This window comes from Qipengyuania sp. NPDC077563 (assembly GCF_044901345.1).
Lineage (GTDB): Bacteria > Pseudomonadota > Alphaproteobacteria > Sphingomonadales > Sphingomonadaceae > Qipengyuania > Qipengyuania aestuarii.
Genome location: NZ_JBJDPC010000003.1, coordinates 211,291 through 232,455, shown reverse-complemented (window position 1 = coordinate 232,455; position 21,165 = coordinate 211,291). Strand labels below are relative to the sequence as shown.

The window sequence follows — 21,165 nt, the reverse complement described above, 5'->3', positions numbered from 1 at the left end:
ACTTCTCCGTTTTTCTTGCGGGGCCTGTGGTGGCGCAGCAATCTCAACCAAGCGCATGGCGCTTGCACAGGCGCAGGATCGTTGCATGACGAGATACGCCGTGCGTCTCTCGCGGGAAACCCAAGACGATGATGTCATTTATGCGACTGCTAAAGGCAACTGCTCCGAGCTTGACGCTGAGCTTGTTGCCGCCCTCGATCGGGAGCTCCCTCCCGAAACTGCGGACAAGATCAAGATGCAAATGGCGGAGCAGGCGAAGCCAAATTTCATGTCTTTACTAGGCAAAATCCGTGCTGATCGTGCTTCCAAGGCTTCACAATGACTGACCGCAAGACCCTCCAGCTTCGCGATCCTAGCGAAACTTCTGACACCGCGCCCACCATCAAGAAGAAGGGCCGCGGGTGGGAAATTTCCGAAAAACGGCTCGATGCGCTCCACGAACAGGCGCGCGAATTGCGGCGGTATTCGACTGAGGCGCACAAGGCGCTCGCCGAAAAATTCGCCACTGCCAATATGGGGCGTTACGCCTTCAAGCGGCATGCCGTGGTTGGCAGCGCGATCGTCGACTTCAACTGCCACAACCTCGGCATGGCGATCATGATCGACGAGCCCGGCCAGGACGATGCGCTGGCAAAGCGTCGCGACAAGAGCCTCGAGACTGTCGGCATCCGCGTCATGCGCATCGCTGCCAAGGACATTCTCGAGAATATGGACGCCGTCCTCGAACGTATCACCCTCGGCATGCGCAGCCGTATCGCCGACAAGCAGCAGGCCCGCCGCGAGCATGAGCGCAACAGTGCGCCGCGGCCCCGCTATTCCAGGAACGACAATGCTGAAAATTGAAAACCTTTCCGCCGAAATCGACGGCAAGCAGATCTTGAACGGGCTGACCCTCGAAGTCGCCAAGGGCGAAGTCCACGCGATCATGGGGCCGAACGGCGCAGGCAAGTCGACGCTCGCCTATGTGCTGGGCGGGCGGCCCGGCTATGAAGTGACTGGTGGCTCGGTAAGTTTCGATGGCAAGGATTTGCTAGACATGGAGCCGCATGAACGCGCCGCTGCCGGCCTTTTTCTCGGCTTCCAGTATCCGGTCGAAATCCCCGGCGTCTCCAACGTGCAATTTCTGCGCGAGGCCTTGAATTCGCAGCGCAAGCAGCGCGGCGAAGAGCCGCTGACCGGCGGTGAATTCCTCAAGCTCGCCAAGGAAAAGGCTGGCTTGCTCAAGCTCGACATGGACATGCTCAAGCGCAATGTGAACGTCGGCTTTTCGGGCGGCGAGAAGAAGCGAGCCGAGATGGTCCAGATGGGCATTCTCGACCCGAGTTTCGCAGTTCTGGACGAGACGGACAGCGGCCTCGATATCGACGCATTGCGCGTGGTGGGCGAAGGCATCAACGCCATCATGCGCTCGCCCGACAAGGCTGCGCTGCTGATCACGCATTATCAGCGCCTGCTGGAAGTGGTGAAGCCCGACAGGGTTTCGATCCTGGCTCAGGGCCGGATCGTGAAGACTGGCGGGGCCGAGCTCGCCGAGCAGCTGGAAAACGAAGGTTACGACGCCGTGATGGAGGCTGCATGATGCTCGCCGCACTGACATTGGTCCTGGCCCAAGCTGCCGCACCTGCCGCCACCGTGCCGAGCGAGGACGCGATCGCCGAGCAGGTGGTCGAGATCAACCGGACGCTCGATAAATGGAAGGGCGGCGTTTACAAGAAAGATGACGGCAAGCTGACCTGCCGGGTGGAGCAAAGCTCGGGCGACCAGGCGGTCGACCTCTTGCGCTGCGGTGCGATGGTTGGCTGTTATACGCCGCGCGTTGCAGAACTCGATGCAATTGCGGGGGCCGACGCACCCGAAGCCGATCGCAGGAAACAGATGCAGGACATCATGGACGAGGTCCAGCCGTGCATCGAAGATGCTCACCAGCTCGGCGTGCGCCGCATCGCGACAGTGAGAGCGGCAAAGTGAGCGGGACGCTCGACCTTCCAACCCGCAAGCACGAAGCCTGGCGCTATTCGGCAGTCGACAAGCTGCGCGCTGGCGATCTTGGCAAATGGCGCCAGATCGATGTGGCATCAGGCGATAATGCGCGAGAGCTTCTGCTCATAAGCGACGAGAATGCCGGCGAAACTGAAGTCGTGCAGCTGCGGGTCAATATCGCTGAGGACGCGCGGTTCGAACTGTTTGGCGTCATTGCTTCGGGCGAATTCTCGCGCGTCGAAGTCGAGGTGACCATGGGCCGAGGCGCACATTTCGAAATGGGCGGTATCACGGTTGGCGGCCGCAACACGGTTCGTGAATTCATGACCCGGGTGACCCATGCCGAGCCGGAGGCGACGTCGAACCAGACCGTGCGAAGCGTTCACTGGGGCGGGGGCACGGGCAACTTCCTCGGCGCGATCGATGTTGCCCGGCATGCACAGAAGACCGATGCCGCGCAGGATTTCAAGGGGTTGCTGCTCGAAAAGGGCGCCAGCGTAAATGCGGTGCCCCAGCTGGAAATTTTCGCCGACGATGTGAAATGCGCCCACGGCGCCACTGTCGGCCAGCTCGATGAGACCGCCCGGTTCTATATGGCAGCGCGCGGCGTTTCGCCGGATCTGGCGCGCCGGCTGCTGGTGCAGGCCTTCATCGGCGACGCGCTGGTCGGCCTCGATGATGAAGAAGCGCATGAGAAGCTGCTTGGCACGGCGCTCGACAAGCTGGACAAGCATTTATGAGCGAAACAGCCACTCTGACCCGCAAGGCAGACTTTCCCGGCCTCGTGACCGATTCCGGCGAGGTCTGGCATTATCTGGACACCGGCGCTTCGGCGCAGAAGCCGCAAGCTGTCGTTGACGCCATGGCCAATGCGCTGGGCCGCGATTACGCGACGGTTCACCGCGGCGTTTACGGGCGCTCTGCCCAGATGACGCTGGGCTACGAGGCGGCGCGCAGGCGGGTTGCGCAGTTCATCGGCGCCCAGACGGAAGAAGAAATCGTGTTCGTCCGCGGCGCGACCGAAGCGATCAATCTGGTTGCCGCCACCTGGGGGATGACGCGGATCGGCGAAGGTGACCGCATCGTCCTGTCCCAGCTGGAACATCATTCGAATATCGTTCCCTGGCAAATGCTTGCGGAAAGAAGCGGAGCCGAAATCGAGGTTTGCCCGCTGACGGCAGATGGCCGGATCGATCTTGGCGCGCTGGAAGCCATGCTGACGCCGCGCACCAAAATGGTGGCTCTGGCGCACGTCTCCAATGTTCTGGGTTCGGTTCTGGAGGCCCGCCAAGCGGCCGATCTGGCGCACTCGGTCGGCGCGAAGATCCTGCTCGACGGCTGCCAGGCCGCGCCGCGCATGGCGCTCGACATGGCGGCGCTGGACTGCGATTTCTACGCATTTTCGGGGCACAAGCTTTACGGGCCGACCGGTATCGGCGTGCTCTGGGCGCGCGAAGAACTCCTTGAAACAATGCCTCCCTATCAGGGCGGCGGCGCGATGATCGACAAGGTTGCTTTCGACGGCACGACCTACGCTCCCCCGCCGCAGCGCTTCGAGGCCGGCACGCCAATAATCACGGAGGCAATCGCGCTCCATGCGGCGATCGATTACGTCGACGCGCTTGGCCCCGATCGCTTGTTCGAGCATGAGGCCGGCCTTGCCCGCCAGTTGCGGGACGAGTTGCGCAAGCTCAATGCGGTGACCCTGTTCGGCCCTGATGAAAGCGCCGGAATCGTATCTTTCGCGCTCGATGGGGTTCATCCGCACGATTTGGGCACCATATTGGACGAAGAAAATGTCGCGATCCGTGCGGGCCATCATTGTGCGCAGCCCTTGATGGAGCATCTCGGCGTTCCCGCCACAGCCCGCGCTAGCTTCGGCCTCTATAGCGACGAAAGCGATATCGACGCGCTGCTGCGCGGAATTGAAAGGACCCGGAGGATCTTCGGATGAACAAGCCCACCGCATCTACAAAAAACGACGAACAGGATTTTATCGCCGCTCCGTCGCCTGCCGACACCGTCGTTGGGAAACCTCCCCGCGCGCGCGTGTCCGATGCGGTGGATCCGGAGGAAACGGCAGTCGAGAAGCTGGGCCGCAAGCGAGATTATCTCGAAGGCTTTCTCCAGAAGAAGCCCGAGCCGGATAGCGCGACGGGCACCGGCGGCAAGCTCCAGCAGGACGTCATCTCGGCATTGAAGGAGATTTACGATCCGGAAATCCCTGTAAATATCTACGATCTCGGCCTTATTTACGGCGTTGAGGTCGACGATGAATGCGACGTCACGGTGATAATGACGCTGACGACGCCCAATTGCCCGGTGGCGGAATCGATGCCGGGCGAAGTCGAATTGCGCGCGGCCAGCGTGCCCGGCGTACGTGATGCCGAGGTCAATCTGGTCTGGGATCCGCCATGGTCACCGGAAAAGATGTCGGACGAAGCGCGTCTCGAACTGGGGATGCTGTGATGGTGGATACTGCAACCCGCCCTGCCCCGAAGGCTGCTGTCATCCTCACCGAACGTGCGGAAGCGCGCATCGCCGAACTGATGGCAAAGGCGCCCGATGATGCGGTCGGCGTCAAGCTGTCCACGCCGCGTCGCGGCTGCTCTGGCCTGGCCTACTCCGTCGATTATGTGACCGAGGAAGCCAAGTTCGACGAGAAGATCGAGACGCCCGGGGGTATTTTCTACATCGACGGGGCCAGCGTGCTCTATCTGGTGGGAAGCACGATGGACTGGGTTGAGGACGATTTCTCAGCCGGCTTCGTTTTCGAGAACCCGAACGCCAAGGGCGCGTGCGGCTGCGGCGAAAGCTTCATGGTCTGAGCGCACGCTAACTGAGGGCGGTCTATCATCGTCGATCAGCGGTCCGACAGGCGCGCGAATGCTTGCCTGATCAGCCTTCCGCAAGGAAATCGAGCAGTGCCTGTTCGTACTCGTCAACCTTGCCATCCTGATCGATCTTCCGGTCGAGCCACGCCTGTTCCGCCTTGGTGATGACCTTACCTGTCGCGGCATCGGCCTCGCGATCCGCAAACACGCCGATACTACCATCGCGGGCCTGCCGAAGGCCTTCGTTATCCGGTAGCGTGCCGAACATGCGCATCAGGAAACCGCCCACGCTCGATGAGGTGTCATTCATGAACCGCTCCAGTTCGATGGCCTTTTCACGGTCGAGTTGCGCTGCCTCGGTGGCAAACCCCTCGACGTAGCTCGCCACGCCCTGAACGAACAGTTGCTTCCATTCCGGCGCATTGTCTGCGGTCAGCGTTACATTCTTGATACGGAACAGCATTTCGGCCTCAGACTGGCTGACGCCTGCGGGACGGTCGCTGGCGGGGGCGAAGATCGCACGGCGCAGCAGCCGGGCCTCCGTGGCATTGACGTTCCCTGCCTCCAGATCGCCACCCCGGCGGGTCGGGCCGGTGCCTTCGACGACTGCTGTCTCCATCTGCCGGATGGCATAGTCCTTGAGCGCTTGCGGGACGTTCTTGGCAATTTCGAAAATCCGGACCAGCGTCTCCAGTTCGGCCATGGAGCCCAGCTCGCCGTCGGCATCGACCTGCGCCATCAGCCAGGCGGCATTGGCATCATCGACATAGCCCTTGGGGGCAATCTGATTGACGACGAATTCGCCGATCGCCTCCACGAAGAAATCGGTCCAATCTGGACCGCGTTCGGTAAGCTGCCGATTGAGAGCGAAGATCGCTTCGGCCTCGTCCTTCGAAATCACGCCATCCGGCCAAGCGCTGCGGCGCAGCTCCAGCAGTTCGTCCGCGCTGACGCGGCCATCTTCGGCGATCCGCCGCGTCAAAACATCGAAAGAAGGATTCATAAGTAATTCCGCCAAGATCCAAGAATAGCGGAATGACTAGGTCATAGCGGTTAAAGGCGCGTTATCGCCGCAATGCTCTGACACAAGCTCCGCGGTCGACATCTGCACTATCGCTAGCCCGGCGTGCCTCGACATGGGTGGCGCTCGGCTGGCCGCCGGGCTGGAGCGGATAGAGATAGATATCGAGCACGCAGGCGCTGCCGCTGAATTGCAGCTTGAGAGCATCGCCCTCTTCCACTTCCAGCCGCGGCGCTCCGAACAGATTGGCCAGCGCGGTGGCATCACGGCCGATCACCCCTTCCAGACCCGGGGCGTTCATCACCGTCGGCGCGATGAACGCCCCGGTCGATGGGGCCGGGCGCACAGGTTGTTGCGGCGGCGGCCGCGTCGAAGTGACCGGCCGCTGTGCGCCGGGAATGGTTTTTGGCGTGCTCACGCAGGCGGACAGGCTTGCCGCCATGGCAAGCAGGGCGATCATATTACGCAACGGCGGCTCTCCCGCGATGGACAAGGTGGGTGGCGCTCGCCGCGCCGATGACCGGGGCAAGCAGGTTGATGCCGGGCACCAGCAGCATTCCTGCAACCGCCCCGCCGAGAAGGAAACGTCCCCCCTGGCCAAGCGGAGCGATATCCTGCTCCGATTGACGATGGCGCAACCAGACCATGTCGCGCAGTTCCCGTCCGAGCAGGAATGCATTCACGGCCCAGAACAGCAGCGCCGTTCCCACGCCGGTGACGAGAAGCGCAATGGCAAAAGGCAGGGCAACGAGATTGACCAGTAGTGCCCGAAAGGTCGATCGCAGGCCGTTGCGCAGTTCCTGCGTGAGCGGAAGCGATTTGGCGGCGCTGGCCTGGGCCGGATAATGTTTCGCCTCCACCGCCCGGACAACATCCTCGGCGAAGAATTGCAGCACGAACAAGGCGACGAAGCGGAATAGCAGCCATGCGCCTATCAGCGTGGCCAGCAGGGCCAGCAGAGTGCCTGCTCCGCTGCCATCGGCCAGCCCTGCCCGTTCCAGCAGCGCTTCGAAGCCGAAGCTCAGCAGCCAGCCCAGCAGCAGGAAAATGGCGATGGTCACCAGCAGGCTCTTGCCGAGAACCTTCAGGATCGCCGGATCGCGCAACTGGCTGAAGGATAAGGCAAGGGCGCGTGGCAGCGATATCATATGGCGTGGGTGAATCGCCGCCGCGCCGGGTAATGTCAACGGCGCCCTTGGCGTCTGCACGACGAACCGCTAACCGCGCCCGACCAATTCTTAAATCCCGCGCGGAGAAAATATGACCGACCCCCGTTACGATGTCGTCGCGATTGGCAATGCCATCGTGGATGTGATGGCCCCCTGCCAGGACGAACTGATCGAGGAGCTGGGCCTGGCCAAGGGTGGCATGACCCTGGTCGATACCGAACGTGCGCAGGAGCTTTACAGCGCCATGGGCCGCGCCACGGAAATCTCGGGCGGATCGGCTGCCAACACTCTGGCCGGCATGGCCGCGCTGGGCGCGCAATGCGCTTTCGTCGGCCAGGTCGCAAAGGATCAGCTGGGCGATATCTTCGCTCACGATATCCGGGCCGTCGGCATCGATTTCGATACCACGCCCCGCGATGCCGAACCGCCGACCGCGCGCTGCCTCATCTTCGTCACTCCCGATGGGGAACGGACGATGAATACCTTTCTCGGCGCCTCGCAATATCTTCCGCCGGCCGCGCTCGATGAAGAGCTTATCGCCAGTGCAGGCGTGCTGTATCTCGAAGGCTACCTGTGGGATCCGGAAGAACCGCGCAGCGCCATGCGCCGCGCCATCGATGTCGCGCGCAATGCGGGGCGCAAGGTCGCCTTCACGGCTTCGGAAAGCTTCGTGATCGACCGCCACGGCGATGATTTCCGCGCGCTGATCGATGAAGGCAAGATCGACCTTCTCTTCGTGAACGAGGGCGAACTCGCCACGCTGACGGGAGAAGCCGAATTCGAAGCCGGGCTGGCCGCGCTGAAGGACAAGGTGCCTACTCTGATCGCCACGCGCGGTGCACAGGGAGCGGTCGCCCTTGCTAATGGAGAGCGCGCCGAAGTGGCCGCCGAGCCGATTGAGCAGGTGGTGGACACGACCGGTGCGGGCGATCTTTTCGCTGCCGGCTTCCTCACCGGGCACACCCGCGGTGAAGATCTGGAAACCTGTCTGCGGATGGGCGCCATCTGCGCCGGCGAGATCATCAGCCACATCGGCGCGCGCAGCGAGAAGGACCTGAAGGCTCTCGTGGCGCAAAAGCTGGGCTGACCGGTTCGCCCGGTCGGAGAACCGGATCGATCTGCATGCGGGCCCCGGCCGTCTCGGCAAGGGCCCGCATGCACGACAGCGCTATTCGGCTGGCTGAGGCTGCAATTCCGCCGCCGCTAGCCGGACGCGCCGGGCCAGTTCCTCATCGGTCTGCATCGCCGAGCCGATCGCGTTGAAGGTTTCGGTATCGATGCCCGATTGCGCGATGATCTCGCTCGCCTGCTGCTGCTTGGTCGCGGCATCGCCGGTCAGCGCCTGCAGCTCCATCATGGCTCCGGCAAAGCTGCTGACCTCGGCATCGGTGAAGGCCTTCTCAGCCGCAGGATCGCTTGATCCCGGGTCCGCCATTGTGGGATCGGCGGCCTCGTCCTGGGGCGTGACCGCATCCGCACCATCCATCTGTTCGTCCACGGTCTGGGCGATCGCACCGCTGGCGAAAATCAGGGCCGAGCCGGCGAGCATGGTAGGGAGGTATCTCATGGGTATTTCCTTCGATCATGTGTCCCCTGTGCTCCCGACATCGCCGCAAATCGGCGGAAGGCGAACCGCAAGTGGACCAAATGTGTCAGAAAGAAGGCGAGATATAGGCACTTGACGCTGACGCAGGACGAGCGGAGCGGAGAGCCTCCCTCCGCTCGCCATGATCCGCTGATCCATTACAGGACTGCTTCGAGCCGCAGCCTTATGCCGCGAAGGCGTTATCCGTGTCGCTCGCGGCGTACCTCGCGCTGGCCGATGTCGCGGCGGCAGAAGCCGTCGGGAAACTCCACCGCATCGACCGCCTCATAGGCCGCGGCCTGCGCCTGGGTCGCGGTGGCGCCTTTCGCGGTCACATTCAGCACGCGCCCGCCATTGGCGACGAGCCGGCCGTCCTGGTGCTTTGTCCCGGCGTGGAAGATCTTGGCCCCGTTGTCCTCGGCGCTGCCGAGATCGATCGCGCCGCCCTTCTTCGGCGTGCCGGGATAGCCTTCCGCCGCCATCACCACGGTCAGCGCGAAATCCTCGCTCATGCGCGGCGCCTCGATCTCGCTCAGCCGGCGTTCGGCACAGGCCAGCATCAGTTCGACGAGATCGCTCTCGAGCCGCATCATCAGCACCTGACATTCGGGATCGCCGAAACGGACATTGTATTCGATCAGCTGCGGGCCGTTCTTCGTCAGCATCAGCCCGGCATAAAGCACGCCTGAATAGGGCATGCCTTCCTCGCGCATGGTGCGGACCGTCGGCTCGATGATCTCACGCATCGCCTGCTCGCGCAGCGTGTCGGTCAACACCGGGGCGGGGGAATAGGCGCCCATGCCGCCGGTGTTGGGCCCTTCGTCCCCATCGCCCACTCGCTTGTGATCCTGCGCGCTGGCGAGCGGCACGATGGTTTCCCCGTCGGTCAGCGCGAAGAAGCTCGCTTCCTCGCCGGTCAGGAATTCCTCGATCACCACTTCGGAGCCGGCGCTGCCGAATCGCCCGTCGAACATTTCCGACAGCGCATGCTGCGCTTCTTCGCGTGTTTCCGCGATCACCACGCCCTTGCCCGCGGCGAGGCCGTCGGCCTTGAGCACGAACGGCGCATCGAATTTCTTGAGCGCGCCCCAGGCGGCTTCCAGCGAGGTGCAGCGCTCGAACCGGGCGGTGGGGATCTTGGCGCGTTCGCACAGATCCTTGGTGAAGCCCTTGCTGCCTTCCAGCTGCGCCGCCGCCCTGGACGGGCCGAAGCTGAGCACGCCGGCTTCGGCCAGAGCATCGGCGAGGCCTTCGACCAGCGGTCCTTCGGGCCCGATCACCACCAGCCCGATCGAATTTTCCTCGCAGAACTTGACCACGGCGGCATGGTCGCTGCTATCGAGCGCGACGCAGATGGCGCATTCTTCCATGCCGGGGTTGCCGGGGCTCGCCCACAGCTTGTCGCATTGGGGCGATTGCGCCAGCTTCCATGCCAGAGCATGTTCACGCCCGCCGCTGCCGAGCAAAAGGATATTCATGGCCGCCGATTTCCCGATAAATTCCGAAGAGGAAGGCTTGGTAGCGAAGCGTCGCCCCGGCGACAACGCCGAGCCGCTGTCGGTAAGCGAAATCTCCAGCATCCTGAAGCGGACAGTCGAAGATCGCTTCGGCTTCGTCCGGCTGCGGGGTGAATTGTCCGGCGTGAAGCGCGCCGCCTCGGGCCATCTCTATGCCGCGCTCAAGGACGAGAAGGCCATCATCGATGCGGTGATGTGGCGCGGGAATACCCTGCGCCTGCCGTTCAATCCCGAAGACGGGCTGGAAGTCGTCGCGTCGGGCAAGCTGACGACCTATCCGGGGCGCAGCAAATACCAGATCGTGATCGAACGGATGGAACTGGCGGGCGAAGGAGCGCTGCTGGCGCTGCTGGAAAAGACCCGCGCGCGCCTGGCTGCCGAAGGGCTGTTCGATGAACAGCGTAAGCGCCCGCTGCCCTTCCTTCCGCGCACGATCGGCGTGGTCACATCGCCCACCGGGGCTGTGATTCGCGACATCCTTCACCGGTTGGCCGACCGTTTCCCGAGCCGGGTGGTGGTGTGGCCGGTTCTGGTGCAGGGCCAGGGCGCCGCCGCGCAGGTGGCGGGCGCGGTGCGCGGCTTCTCCGCCATGCCCGAAGGCCATCCCGACCGGCCCGATCTGGTCATCGTGGCGCGCGGCGGCGGCTCGATCGAGGATCTGTGGAGCTTCAACGAGGAAGAGGTTGTCCGCGCGGTCGCCGAATGCGCGATCCCGACGATCTGCGCCGTCGGGCATGAAACCGACACCACGCTGGCCGATTACGCTGCCGACCGCAGAGCCCCCACGCCCACGGCGGCGGCAGAGATGGCCGTCCCGGTGCGAGCCGAACTGGCGGCGGGACTGGCCGATTTCGGCGCGCGCAGCCGCCGCGCCATCATCCGCCCGGTGCAATTGGGCCGCGAACGGCTGGCCGCCCGGACCGAGCGCCTGCCTTCGCCCGAGGCCCTGCTTCAACCCCAGGCGCAGAAGCTCGACGATCTGGCAGAGCGTCTGAAGCGCGGCCTGCAGGACCGCACCGCGCAGGGGCGCGAACGGCTGGGCAATCTCCGCCTGTCGCCGGGCGTGCTGCAGGGGCGGCTGCGCGAGGCGCGCGGACGGCTCGATGCGGCGCGGCTGTCGCCGACCCTGATCACGAGGCCGATCGGCGAAGGTCGCGAACGGCTGGACGCGCTGTGGCGTCTTGCCCAGCAGCTGCACCCGGACCGGCCGCTGGCACGCGGCTATGTCCGCGTGACCGGGCCCGATGGCCGCACGCTCACCGACAAAGCGGATGCGGCCACATATCCGGCGCTCACGCTCAAATTCCGGGACGGCGACCTGGCGGTGTCCACCGGCGAGCCTGCCGACGGCTCGGGTTCTGCGCCTCCTTCCCGCCCCGCTCCAGCGCCAGCGCGGCGCAAACCGGCGCGTAAGGGAACGCCGCCCAAGCAGGATGATTTGTTCGGCTAGACGCAGCCTGCTAGGATGATGCCATGCTGATGAACAAGAATTCCTCGTCCGGCGAGGCGAAATTGCAATATGGTCCCAACGGTTTTCGCGTGCTGCGTACCGGCAACCACGTATTCTGCGCGGCCAGCGGGGTGCCGATCCCGCTCGAAGAGCTGCGCTACTGGTCGGTCGACCATCAGGAAGCCTATGCAACGCCCCAGCTGGCGACGGAGCGGCTTAAGCCGTGAGATTGCACCGGGTCGCGCCGCTTCTCCTTCTTTCGACAGCCGGATGCGCGGTCTCCACGCCGCAAGCCGATATCATGACCTCCGGCGGGGCCGAGCCTGTCCGCGTGCCAGCGCCCACGCCTGCCCCCGCTCCTGCACCCGTGCCCGCCAAACCTGCCGTCGCTGCGCCAACACCGCAGCGCATGGCATTCACCTATCAGGGCGAGCTTGAACAGGGCGGCTGGCTACGCGGCCGGGCGCCTAGCGATGTCGTCTCGGCAACTCTGGGCGATACCGAGCTCAGCCTGGACGAGGAGGGCTATTTCTTCGCCGCCTTCGACCGGGATGAAGGTGCAGCCATCCGCTTGAGCGCCACGCGCGCGGACGGGCAGGTCGTCGCCGAGAATCTGGCGATCAAGCCGCGTGACTGGAACATCGAACGCGTCAACGTCGCGCGCCGGGCCGGCGGGGCATCGGAAAGTTTCATGCAGCGCCGCCGCCCCGAACTCGAGGCAATCTGGAATGCGCGGCAGGAAGAAACCGGCGCCGAAGGCTGGCGACAGGATTTCGTCTGGCCGGCCACGGGCCGCATATCGGGTAGGTTCGGCTCGCAGCGCATCTATCGCGGCGAACCGGGCAGCTATCACTCGGGCCTCGATATCGCGGGCGGAGCGGGCACCACCTATGTCGCCCCTGCCGATGGTGTCGTGGTGCTGAGCGAGCCGGACTTCAGCCTGGAAGGCCAGCTTCTCATCATCGATCATGGCCAAGGCCTCAACAGCGCGTTCCTGCATTCTTCCGAGCTTTTCGTGCGCGAAGGGCAAAAGGTCACGCAGGGCCAGCCGCTGGGGCGAATCGGCTCGTCAGGCCGCGCCACCGGGCCGCATCTTCACTGGAGCCTGGTCTGGCGGAACAAGCGGCTCGATCCGCTGCTGTTCCTGCCGTCCATGCCTTGAGACAGGGCGGAAATCAGGAACCCTTCTGATAGCAGGTACGACAAAAGGCGCGCAGGGAAAGCCCGGCGCGCCTTTTTGCCTGTCGGTCTGAAACAGCGCCGCAGCGCCGCCCAGTTTACGAAGCTGCGGCGGCTTTCTTCAGCTCGCGCTTCACCTTCAGCGCATTGGCCGAAAGCTTTTCGTCGCTGGTCTTCATCAGCCAGTTGTCGAGGCCGCCATTGTGTTCGACCGAACGCAGGCCCTGCGTCGAAACGCGGAACTTGAAGCTGCGATCGAGCTTCTCGCTCAGCAGCGTGACGTTCTGCAGGTTGGGCAGGAAGACACGCTTGGTCTTGTTGTTGGCGTGGCTCACATTGTTGCCGACCTGGCGGCCCTTGCCGGTGAGTTCGCAAATACGCGACATGGATCAGTCTCTTCGTTCGAATGGGCGGGCGAGTTCCCTTGGCCGCGCTGTGCGGGTCAGGGCCTCATTAATCCCGGAAAGCGGCGCGCATAGCGGTGAGGGTCCGAATCGTCAAGCACGTTGCGCCCCCGGAGCCTGCGGGCTAGCGAGACGCTGGTATGACCGGCTGGACACTTCCGCAACCCATGCAGCGCGCGCTCGCGCTGGCACATGCCAGTGCGCAGGCTGGCGAAGTGCCGGTGGGCGCGGTCGTCACGCGGGGCGGGGAAGTAATCGCCGAGGCGCATAATACGCCCCGCGAAACCTGCGATCCCACTGCCCATGCAGAAATGCTCGCGATTCGCCGCGCGGCGCAGGCGCTGGGGCAGGAACGGCTGACCGATTGCGAATTATGGGTCACGCTGGAGCCCTGCGCCATGTGTGCGGGTGCGATCGTCCATGCGCGGCTGGCCCGGGTCTATTATGCGGCAAGCGATCCCAAGGGCGGCGCGGTGGAACATGGCGCGCGCGTATTCGAGCAAGCGCAGTGCCTGCACCGGCCCGAGGTCTATGCCGGGATCGGCGAGGCGAAGGCCGCCGCTCTCCTGCGGGAATTCTTCAGCGCGCGGCGCTGAGCGCCCATTCCGGCTCGGATAGAGCGATCCCGAAACGAAAAAGCGGCACCCGTCCGCAGACGGATGCCGCCAGATCATCAGCCGGCGTGAAGACGCCGACCGCTGAGATTAGTTGGCTGCGTCGACAGCGTCTTCAGCCTGGTCGCCAGCTTCGCCCATGGCGTCTGCTTCCGCGTCGAGAGCTTCTTCCTGAGCTTCGTTGCCCTGTGCTTCAGCAAGGTCGGCCTGCTCTTCGAGAGTGTCTTCAGCCGATTCGTACTGCTGCTCTACCAGGTCTTCCTGAGCTTCCTCTTCGCTTTCCGCACAGCCAGCGAGAGCTGCGAAAGCGAATGCCGAAGCGACGAGTGCTGCTTTGTTGAATTTCATTTGGTTTCCCCTTTTTCGCCACAATTGGCTTGGTGCGCCATGAACTACTTCCGGATAAAAGGTCAAATGTTGAAATGTTTAATTAGGAATTAGGGCGCGGCTTAGGGTCGGTCTCTAAAGCCCGCGCCAGATCTTCACTGGCTGGCCGTCCCCCGTCCCGAACCGCCGGGCATCGCAGGCGCGCGGCATGAAGCGCCGGTCGTAGCAAAGGCGCAGTTCCTCCAGCCAGCCCTTGCCGTCCAGATGGACGCCGATCGCTTCGGGCATCCAGCCCGGATTGGCATCGGCCAGGCGCTTGCGAACGGTGGCGGCGGTCAGCCCGTCTTCGCGGCTGATGCGCACGAAATCCGGCCAGCGCAGGCCGTTATAGAGAATGCGCGTTACCTTGAGATAGGTCGCCGGGCGCTGGGCCATGCAGCTGCCGTGCTTTTCCCATTGGCGTGCGATCAGCCTGGCATCGGGGCTGATGCAGAGATTGGCGCGTGCCTCGCGCGCAGTGAGGTCCGGTCCGCCGCACCATTGCGGCCAGCTGCGCCCGCTGTCGGGCCACAGACCGTGCACGGTAAAGCCGAATCGCCCCGCCTTTCCCGAACATTGGCGGGTGTGGCGGGGCTGATCCTCGCGGAAGCGGCAGAATTCCGGCGCCCAGCTCAGCGCCAGCGTATAGCCGGTGACCGGCAGGCGGCGTGGGCGCTCGGGTTCGATCCGGGGCAGCTCCACCGCGCCGGGCAGGCTGCACTGGAAGGCCTGCGCCCGGCCCGCTTGCGGCAGGGCGGCGCAGGCCAGTGCCGCGATCAGGAGTGCGGCGCGCTCAGTCGCCACGCTTTTCGGCGAACCATGCCTTCGCATCGGGCTGGAACAGCATGTAGATCGCCGCGACGGACATGACCGTCGAGATGATGCCCCATATCTGGTTCGCGGCGAAACCGGTCGTGGCGATGCCGACCACCAGCGAGAAGACGCCCCACACGGTGAACAGCAGGAGGATCCATTTCACAAATTCGATCCGCAGCACAGAGATCACGAACCACAGCGCCAGACTGATGGCGGTTCCAATCACGAAACCCGTGATGACTGTCGTGGTGGCGAAATTGCCTTCCGGGGCCAGACCCTGCGCCGCGAATTCGGCATTCATCTGCGCTATCAGTCCGTCCCAGCCGACGATCAGGCCGACAAGTCCAACTAGGACCGAACCGATGTACAGATAATCGAATTTCTTGATGGAAGCGGGTTTAGTCACGCTTGCCCTCCCTGTTGTTCAGGGAGCGGGAGTGCAACGCTTTTACAGTGGAGTAAAGTCCAGACCGATATCGGCGGCCGGCGCGCTCTGCGTCAGGCGGCCGACCGAGACATAGTCGACCCCCGTCGCCGCCTTGGCGCGGATGGTGTCGAGATTGATGCCGCCGCTCGCTTCGGTGGGCACGCGGCCCGCCACCAGCGCTACCGCCTCGCGCAGGGTCGCCGGTTCCATATTGTCGAGTAGCAGGCGCGTGGCCCCTGCCTCCAGCGCGGGTTCGATCTGGTCGATCCGGTCCACTTCGCAGATGATGTCCTTCACCCCGGCTTCGACCGCGCGGCGCACCGCTTCGCCCACGCTGCCCGCGACCAGCACGTGGTTGTCCTTGATCATCGCCGCGTCCCACAGGCCCATGCGGTGATTGGCCCCGCCGCCCATGCGCACGGCGTATTTCTCGAGATGGCGCAGGCCGGGAATGGTCTTGCGCGTGTCGAGCAGCGTGCAGTCGGGATTGGACATGGCGCGCACATATTCGGCGACCATCGTGGCGATGCCCGAGAGATGCTGCACCGTGTTGAGCGCGGCGCGTTCGGCGGTCAGCATGGCGCGGGCATTGCCTTCGAGCCGCATCAGATCGGTGCCGCCGGGCACTTCCGCCCCTTCTTCGACCAGTATCTCGATCGTCATGCCGGGATCGAGCGCGCGGAAGAACGCCTCCGCCACCGGCAGTCCGGCGACCCGGATCAGGTCGCGCGTGTCCATCAACCCGGCAAAGCGCGCATCGGCGGGGATCACGCTTTCGCTAGTGACATCGCGCCCGCCGCCGGGCAGCCCTTTGCCGAGGTCTTCGGCCAAGGTCTCGCGGACGAAGGTGTCGAGGTTAAAACCGGGAAGAATAAAGGCGCTCACGTCAAAAATCCTCAGTCATTGCGAGCGACCGAAGGTCGCGAGGCAATCCAGTGCCGTGGCCTGGATTGCTTCGTCGCTGCGCTCCTCGCAATGACGGTGGGCAGGGTCAATGCACGAAGCGCGCCACGACGTCGCGATAGCTGCGCGAAACCTTCACCTCGGCGCCGCTGTCAAGCACGAGGAAGCATTCGCCATTGGTATGCGGCTTCACCTGCCGCACCTGGTCGAGATTGACGATGGTGGAACGGTGCACGCGCTGGAACGTGCGCGGGTCCAGCCGGCGCTCCAGATCCTTCATCGTTTCGCGCAGGATCAGCGAATTGTCGCCGGTATAGATGCACATGTAATCGCCCGCCGCCTCGATATGTTCGATCGTGTCGACTTCGACGCGGAAGATCTGGCCGCGATCCTTCACATTGATCAGCTTTTCATAGCGGCCCGCGGTTTCCGTATCGCCGTCTTCCATGTCCTGCGCCGCTTCGGGCGCGACTTCGGACAGGACGCCGCGCAGGCGGTCGGCCTCGTCGCTGCTCTTCTTTTCGGCGAGGCGCTGGCGCACCCGCTCGATCGTGTCGGCCAGCTTGTCCTCGTCCACCGGCTTCATCAGGTAATTGACCGCATTGGCCTCGAACGCGCGGATCGCGTGTTCCTGGAAGGCGGTGACGAAGACGAACAGCGGCGGATCGATTTCCATCACGCCCTGCACCACCGAGAAGCCGTCGAAGCCGGGCATCTGGATGTCGAGGAAGACGAGGTCGGGCTTGAGCGTCTTGATCGCCCGGATCGCCTCGCGTCCGTTCTGGCAGGTTTCGATCACTTCGACGTCCTCGAAAGGTTCGAGGCGCAATTGCATACCCTGGATGGCCAGCTTTTCGTCGTCGACGAGGATCGTTCGAATAGTCATTTCGCGGTACTTACCTTCTGGGGAGTATTAGTCTGTCCAACGTCAGAAGCGCTGGCTTGTTTCTGAAGCTGTGTCGCCGATCCTGCGGCAGACGGCTCTTCCTTGTCGGCGAGTTCGTGCGGAATTTCGATCAGGACGGTAAAACCGCCCGCTTCGGGGCTGCGGATTTCGAACCGGTGGTCGTCGCCATAGGCTTGCGCCAGCCGGTCGCGGATATTGGCGAGCCCCACGCCGGTGGAATTGCGCCGCTTGTGCGTGGCCATCACGGCAGGCAAATCGTCGGCCACCCCGCCCACATCGACGCCGGGGCCGCTGTCGGACACGGTAATGCGCAGGCGCGGGCCCACGATCTGCGCCAGCAGCGTAATCTCCGCGCCTTCTTCCAGCGGGCTGACGCCGTATTTGATCGCATTCTCGATCAGGGGCTGCAGCAGCATGGAAGGGATCTGCGCCTTGGCGGCGGTGTCCTCGACCCGGAAATCGGTCTGCAACCGGTCTTCGAACCGCATCCGCTCGATATCGAGATAGAGCTTCAGCGTTTCCACTTCCTGCGCCACGGTGACCTTGCCGCCCGGCTGGGTCACCAGCGTATGCCGCAGGAAGCTGGACAGCCGGGTCAGCATCGCATTGGCCGGTTCGGTCTGTTTCAACAGCACCAACGTGCTGATCGAATTCAGCGTGTTGAACAGGAAATGCGGATTGAGCTGATAGCGCAGCATGGCGAGCTGCGCGCTGGTGGCCTGCGCTTCCAGCCGTTCCAGCCGGTCGGCCTGTTCTTCCACTTTCAGGAAGTAATTGATCGCGAAATAGAGCGCGGACCATGCCCCCAGCAGCGCCAGCGGCCAGATGAACAGGCCGATGAAGAGCGAGACGAAATCGCCATCGAAACTGGCGCGCGTCAGGCTGGTGACCCAGGCGATGATGAAGGTGAAGATGCCCACGCCCGCGATCAGCACCAGCAGCATGGAAGTCCACACGATCAGCGGCTTGTCGGAGATCACGCGGTGATAGACCACCGACAGGATCAGGCTGATCGAAAAGCCGGTAATCCCCTCGATCGCCAGATTGATGATGAAGCTGACGTCCTGCCCGCTGACCAGGCTGGTGATCGCGCGCAGCAGGAAGGCCCCGCCCCATCCGGCGATCTGCAGCGTCCAGAAGGCGCGGTTCTTGTCGGAGAAGAAGGGGGTCGGTTCGAAGGGCAAGACGGCCATGGTCCGCCCGCCTTAGCCCAATTGCCTGCGCCTTTGCCAGCAGCTAGGCTTGCTGCCAGCTGGAGAGAGACGATGAACAAGCCCGAAAACCTTGCCCATGCGATGGCTGAACGCGCCCGCTTCCGCGAAATGAAGGAAGGGACGAAGGAAGACTGGGCGATCATCGGGGCGGAATACCGCGCTTTTGCCAGGGGCCTGCCCGACCGGGTGCTCGATCATCTCAGGCTGCTCGACGGCGATTTCGGCGGCTTTCCGATCTGCCGACTCGAACATTCGCTCCAGACGGCGACGCGCGCGCACCGCGACGGGCGGGACGAGCAATATGTGGTCATGGCGCTGCTGCACGACATCGGCGATACGCTGGGCAGCTACAACCATCCCGAAGTGGGCGCGGCGATCATCAAGCCTTTCGTGAGCGAGGAGATCCACTGGATCTGCCAGAACCACGGCGCGTTCCAGGGCTATTACTATTTCCACCATCTCGGTATGGACCGCGATGTGCGCGAGACCTTCCGTGACCACCCCCATTTCGAAGCCTGCGCGGAATTCTGCGAGAAATACGATCAGGCCGCTTTCGATCCCGATTACGAAAGCGAGGAACTGGCCTTTTTCGAACCCATGCTGCGCCGGGTCATGGCGCGACCGCTGGCCTCGGCCTATGCCAAGGCGGCGGAAGACCAGCCCGCGACTGGGGAATAGCGAATAGCGCTCAGCCCGCGTCGCCGGAGACGATGTTTTTCAGCTGGTCGTAACCCACCGCGCCTTCGAAGCTGCGATCCCCGAACACCCAGCTGGGCGTGCCGGTGAAGCCCAGCTGCTGGGCAAATCCGGAATTCTGCGCCAGTTCGGCGCTGACCTCGTCGGAAGCGGCGAAGGTTCGCGCCTTTTCCATGTCCAGACCGGCGGTGCGTGCGGCGGCGGCGATGTTATCCGCAGTGGGCGAACCCAGCGCGAACAGCGCGTGGAAGAAGGCATCGTACTTGCCCTGATCCGCTGCGGCGAGGCCCATGCGCGCCGCTTCCTCGCTGCCGTCGAAGATCGGCCATTCGCGGATGACCACGCGCAAATCGGGATCGGCGGCGATCAGGCGGTCGACATCGGCCACGCTCGCGCGGCAATAGCCACAGGCGTAATCGGTGAACTTTACCAGCGTCTTTGAACCATTGGGGTTACCCAGCACAGCGCCGTCGAAGGGCTCGGAAACTGGACCCGCCACCGAGGCCAGCCGCTCGCGCGATTGCTTGGTCTGATAGGCTTCGGCCATTTCCGGGAGGATTTCCGGGTTGGCCACCAGATAATCATGCGTCTGCGCGTGGCCGAGGCCGCTGTAAGTGAACAGCGCCGCGCCGCCAAAGCCCGACAGCAGGCCGATCGCCACCATCAATATGTATTTCATCAGATCCCCGGGATGTCTTTATCGTCTGCGCTTGTCGCAGTTTGCGCGGTCCATCTCGCACATCTGTTCCATCAGTGCACGCGCTTCCATCGCGATGTCCTGCGCGCGCAGCCAGTCGGGCGAACCGTAGGGCAGCTGCGCCTCGGCCGCCTGCGCGCTGCGCAAAGCGAGCGGGTACTGGCGGCGCATCACCTGCTGTTCGGCGCTGGCGAGGCGGGCGCGGGCCATGTCGCCGCGCGCGGCATAGACCACGCCCAGCTGGTACCAGGCGAAGGGATTGTACCGGTCCCGTCCCACGGCGGCGCGCAGCACTTGCTCGGCCTCTTCGAAATTGGCCTTGTCCTCGGTCGCGATCAGCGCATGGCCGAGCGAGGAGGCAATCAGCGGTTCGGCGCGGGTCAGATCGACCGCCTTGCGCAGCGGCACGATCGCTTCTTCCGGGCGGCCAGATTCCAGCAGGACCTGACCCTTAAGCTCGAGGAAATAGGGATCTTCGGGCGCTTTCGCGATCAGCGCATCGGTGGTTTCCAGCGCGCGTTCGACCAGCGCATCCTTGTGATAGGCATAGGCGCGGGCATAGAGCGCGGGGATGGAGGTGTCGCTTTCGGGATAGTCGCGCAGCGTCGCCTCGGGATCGGCGACATAACCTTCCAGCTTGGCCTTCACGCGCGCGAAATTGGTTTCCCATTTCTGGTTGAGCGGGGCGTCCCACGCGGGGTCGCGTTCGTAGACCTCGCTCAGCTTGGCGATGCGATCGCCCGACAGTGGGTGGGTGCGGTAGAAGCCCGATTCGTCCTTCTGGCTGATGCCGCGTCGAAATTCCTGGTTCAGCAGCTTGCCGAAGAAGGCGAGCGAGCCCTTGCCGGTGATGCCTGCCTTGGAGAGATATTCCGCCCCCGCCGCATCGGCGCTGGCTTCCTGCGTGCGGCTGAAGGCCAGAAACTTGCCCATTGCCGCCTGCTGGCCCGCCGCGATGATGCCCATGGCCGCTTCGCCCCCGCCCGCCAGCGCCGCGCCGATGCCGGCCAGTAGCGACAGGATCGAGATGTTCGCTGCCGTCTGGTAGCCTTCGCCGATGCGGATCACGTGCCCGCCGGTAACATGGCCCAGTTCGTGCGCGATCACGCCCTGCACTTCATTGGCGGTATCGGCGGCATCGATCAGCCCGCTGTGGATATAGACCGCCTGCCCGCCCGCCACGAAGGCGTTGATCGACGGATCGTTGATCAGGATCACATCGACATTGTTCGGCTCCAGCCCCGCCGCCTCAATGAGCGGTTTGGAGATATCGTCGAGGAAAGCCTCGGTCTCCGCATCGCGCAGGATCGACTGGGCAGCGGCGGGCTGCGCGGCAAAGATCGCAAGCGCAAGGATCGCGGCGATATGGGAGAAAAATCGCATCGC

28 protein-coding genes are annotated in these 21,165 nt (G+C 63.8%); 14 read left to right on the top strand and 14 right to left on the bottom strand.

Annotated elements, in window-relative coordinates; all coding sequences use genetic code 11:
• Positions 1 to 85 precede the first annotated feature (85 nt).
• The 8 genes from ACI2I1_RS12200 to ACI2I1_RS12165 are packed head-to-tail and all read left to right on the top strand — an operon-like array spanning position 86 to position 4,808.
• Complete coding sequence (locus ACI2I1_RS12200) at positions 86 to 322, top strand: hypothetical protein (RefSeq protein WP_404679329.1); 237 nt, start codon at positions 86 to 88, stop codon at positions 320 to 322.
• Positions 319 to 843: an endonuclease domain-containing protein gene (locus ACI2I1_RS12195; protein WP_404679328.1), complete on the top strand. Its 525-nt coding sequence runs from the start codon at positions 319 to 321 to the stop codon at positions 841 to 843. The genes ACI2I1_RS12200 and ACI2I1_RS12195 overlap by 4 nt, the downstream gene beginning before the upstream one ends.
• A complete protein-coding gene (gene sufC, locus ACI2I1_RS12190) occupies positions 830 to 1,579 on the top strand; it encodes a Fe-S cluster assembly ATPase SufC (protein ID WP_404679327.1) in 750 nt (249 codons plus the stop codon). Before ACI2I1_RS12195 ends, sufC begins: the two co-directional genes overlap by 14 nt.
• Positions 1,576 to 1,968, top strand: a complete 393-nt coding sequence (locus ACI2I1_RS12185) for a hypothetical protein (RefSeq protein WP_404679326.1) — start codon at positions 1,576 to 1,578, stop codon at positions 1,966 to 1,968. Before sufC ends, ACI2I1_RS12185 begins: the two co-directional genes overlap by 4 nt.
• Positions 1,965 to 2,720: a SufD family Fe-S cluster assembly protein gene (locus ACI2I1_RS12180; RefSeq protein WP_404679325.1), complete on the top strand. Its 756-nt coding sequence runs from the start codon at positions 1,965 to 1,967 to the stop codon at positions 2,718 to 2,720. The genes ACI2I1_RS12185 and ACI2I1_RS12180 overlap by 4 nt, the downstream gene beginning before the upstream one ends.
• A complete protein-coding gene (locus ACI2I1_RS12175; RefSeq protein ID WP_404679324.1) occupies positions 2,717 to 3,934 on the top strand; it encodes a cysteine desulfurase in 1,218 nt (405 codons plus the stop codon). The genes ACI2I1_RS12180 and ACI2I1_RS12175 overlap by 4 nt, the downstream gene beginning before the upstream one ends.
• Entirely contained in the window at positions 3,931 to 4,449 is a 519-nt protein-coding gene (locus tag ACI2I1_RS12170) for an SUF system Fe-S cluster assembly protein (RefSeq protein WP_404679323.1), read from the top strand. The genes ACI2I1_RS12175 and ACI2I1_RS12170 overlap by 4 nt, the downstream gene beginning before the upstream one ends.
• The gene (locus ACI2I1_RS12165; protein WP_404679322.1) at positions 4,449 to 4,808 is read left to right on the top strand and encodes a HesB/IscA family protein; all 360 of its coding nucleotides are present in this window, start codon (positions 4,449 to 4,451) and stop codon (positions 4,806 to 4,808) included. The genes ACI2I1_RS12170 and ACI2I1_RS12165 overlap by 1 nt, the downstream gene beginning before the upstream one ends.
• Positions 4,809 to 4,878: 70 nt before the next feature.
• On the opposite strand, the gene ACI2I1_RS12160 is transcribed toward ACI2I1_RS12165, so the two are convergent.
• From ACI2I1_RS12160 to ACI2I1_RS12150, 3 genes are all read right to left on the bottom strand, one after another.
• Entirely contained in the window at positions 4,879 to 5,817 is a 939-nt protein-coding gene (locus ACI2I1_RS12160; RefSeq protein WP_404679321.1) for a hypothetical protein, read from the bottom strand.
• A gap of 61 nt (positions 5,818 to 5,878) precedes the next feature.
• Complete coding sequence (locus ACI2I1_RS12155; RefSeq protein ID WP_404679654.1) at positions 5,879 to 6,295, bottom strand: hypothetical protein; 417 nt, start codon at positions 6,293 to 6,295, stop codon at positions 5,879 to 5,881.
• Position 6,296: 1 nt separating this feature from the next.
• The gene (locus tag ACI2I1_RS12150) at positions 6,297 to 6,983 is read right to left on the bottom strand and encodes an EI24 domain-containing protein (RefSeq protein ID WP_404679320.1); all 687 of its coding nucleotides are present in this window, start codon (positions 6,981 to 6,983) and stop codon (positions 6,297 to 6,299) included.
• A gap of 112 nt (positions 6,984 to 7,095) precedes the next feature.
• On the opposite strand from ACI2I1_RS12150, the gene ACI2I1_RS12145 reads away from it, so the two are divergent.
• Complete coding sequence (locus ACI2I1_RS12145; protein WP_404679319.1) at positions 7,096 to 8,091, top strand: adenosine kinase; 996 nt, start codon at positions 7,096 to 7,098, stop codon at positions 8,089 to 8,091.
• Positions 8,092 to 8,172: 81 nt separating this feature from the next.
• Here the strand turns inward: ACI2I1_RS12145 and ACI2I1_RS12140 are convergent, their stop codons facing one another.
• Positions 8,173 to 8,571, bottom strand: a complete 399-nt coding sequence (locus tag ACI2I1_RS12140; RefSeq protein WP_404679318.1) for a DUF4168 domain-containing protein — start codon at positions 8,569 to 8,571, stop codon at positions 8,173 to 8,175.
• Between the two features lie 218 nt (positions 8,572 to 8,789).
• Positions 8,790 to 10,067, bottom strand: a complete 1,278-nt coding sequence (gene purD, locus ACI2I1_RS12135; protein WP_404679317.1) for a phosphoribosylamine--glycine ligase — start codon at positions 10,065 to 10,067, stop codon at positions 8,790 to 8,792.
• Between purD and xseA the strand changes: the two genes are divergently transcribed.
• From xseA to ACI2I1_RS12120, 3 genes are read left to right on the top strand one after another with little or no spacing between them, the layout of a single operon-like run.
• Entirely contained in the window at positions 10,066 to 11,556 is a 1,491-nt protein-coding gene (gene xseA, locus ACI2I1_RS12130) for an exodeoxyribonuclease VII large subunit (protein ID WP_404679316.1), read from the top strand. The genes purD and xseA overlap by 2 nt on opposite strands.
• A 23-nt stretch (positions 11,557 to 11,579) precedes the next feature.
• On the top strand, positions 11,580 to 11,783 hold the full coding sequence (locus ACI2I1_RS12125) for a DUF2093 domain-containing protein (RefSeq protein WP_221543860.1): 204 nt from the start codon (positions 11,580 to 11,582) through the stop codon (positions 11,781 to 11,783).
• The gene (locus ACI2I1_RS12120; RefSeq protein ID WP_404679315.1) at positions 11,780 to 12,718 is read left to right on the top strand and encodes a M23 family metallopeptidase; all 939 of its coding nucleotides are present in this window, start codon (positions 11,780 to 11,782) and stop codon (positions 12,716 to 12,718) included. Before ACI2I1_RS12125 ends, ACI2I1_RS12120 begins: the two co-directional genes overlap by 4 nt.
• A 115-nt stretch (positions 12,719 to 12,833) precedes the next feature.
• On the opposite strand, the gene rpmB is transcribed toward ACI2I1_RS12120, so the two are convergent.
• A complete protein-coding gene (gene rpmB, locus ACI2I1_RS12115) occupies positions 12,834 to 13,121 on the bottom strand; it encodes a 50S ribosomal protein L28 (RefSeq protein WP_221543862.1) in 288 nt (95 codons plus the stop codon).
• 158 nt (positions 13,122 to 13,279) lie between these two features.
• On the opposite strand from rpmB, the gene ACI2I1_RS12110 reads away from it, so the two are divergent.
• A complete protein-coding gene (locus ACI2I1_RS12110; protein WP_404679314.1) occupies positions 13,280 to 13,735 on the top strand; it encodes a nucleoside deaminase in 456 nt (151 codons plus the stop codon).
• Between the two features lie 108 nt (positions 13,736 to 13,843).
• On the opposite strand, the gene ACI2I1_RS12105 is transcribed toward ACI2I1_RS12110, so the two are convergent.
• From ACI2I1_RS12105 to ACI2I1_RS12080, 6 genes are all read right to left on the bottom strand, one after another.
• Positions 13,844 to 14,101: a hypothetical protein gene (locus ACI2I1_RS12105; protein ID WP_224812754.1), complete on the bottom strand. Its 258-nt coding sequence runs from the start codon at positions 14,099 to 14,101 to the stop codon at positions 13,844 to 13,846.
• A gap of 114 nt (positions 14,102 to 14,215) precedes the next feature.
• Complete coding sequence (locus tag ACI2I1_RS12100) at positions 14,216 to 14,923, bottom strand: ribonuclease T (RefSeq protein ID WP_404679313.1); 708 nt, start codon at positions 14,921 to 14,923, stop codon at positions 14,216 to 14,218.
• Entirely contained in the window at positions 14,913 to 15,341 is a 429-nt protein-coding gene (locus tag ACI2I1_RS12095) for a hypothetical protein (RefSeq protein WP_221543870.1), read from the bottom strand. Before ACI2I1_RS12095 ends, ACI2I1_RS12100 begins: the two co-directional genes overlap by 11 nt.
• 42 nt (positions 15,342 to 15,383) lie before the next feature.
• Positions 15,384 to 16,247: a carboxylating nicotinate-nucleotide diphosphorylase gene (nadC, locus tag ACI2I1_RS12090; RefSeq protein ID WP_404679312.1), complete on the bottom strand. Its 864-nt coding sequence runs from the start codon at positions 16,245 to 16,247 to the stop codon at positions 15,384 to 15,386.
• Between the two features lie 106 nt (positions 16,248 to 16,353).
• On the bottom strand, positions 16,354 to 17,151 hold the full coding sequence (locus ACI2I1_RS12085; protein WP_221543873.1) for a LytTR family DNA-binding domain-containing protein: 798 nt from the start codon (positions 17,149 to 17,151) through the stop codon (positions 16,354 to 16,356).
• Positions 17,148 to 18,365 (bottom strand): sensor histidine kinase, encoded by a 1,218-nt coding sequence (locus tag ACI2I1_RS12080; RefSeq protein ID WP_404679311.1) that lies wholly within the window; start codon positions 18,363 to 18,365, stop codon positions 17,148 to 17,150. The genes ACI2I1_RS12085 and ACI2I1_RS12080 overlap by 4 nt, the downstream gene beginning before the upstream one ends.
• A 72-nt stretch (positions 18,366 to 18,437) precedes the next feature.
• Between ACI2I1_RS12080 and ACI2I1_RS12075 the strand changes: the two genes are divergently transcribed.
• The gene (locus ACI2I1_RS12075) at positions 18,438 to 19,064 is read left to right on the top strand and encodes an HD domain-containing protein (RefSeq protein ID WP_221543877.1); all 627 of its coding nucleotides are present in this window, start codon (positions 18,438 to 18,440) and stop codon (positions 19,062 to 19,064) included.
• 10 nt (positions 19,065 to 19,074) lie between these two features.
• On the opposite strand, the gene ACI2I1_RS12070 is transcribed toward ACI2I1_RS12075, so the two are convergent.
• Both ACI2I1_RS12070 and ACI2I1_RS12065 read right to left on the bottom strand, forming a co-directional pair.
• Entirely contained in the window at positions 19,075 to 19,761 is a 687-nt protein-coding gene (locus tag ACI2I1_RS12070) for a DsbA family protein (protein WP_404679310.1), read from the bottom strand.
• Between the two features lie 18 nt (positions 19,762 to 19,779).
• Positions 19,780 to 21,162 carry a M48 family metalloprotease gene (locus tag ACI2I1_RS12065; RefSeq protein WP_404679309.1) on the bottom strand — a complete coding sequence of 461 codons (1,383 nt, stop codon included), beginning with the start codon at positions 21,160 to 21,162 and terminating at the stop codon, positions 19,780 to 19,782.
• Between the last annotated feature and the right edge of the window lie 3 nt (positions 21,163 to 21,165).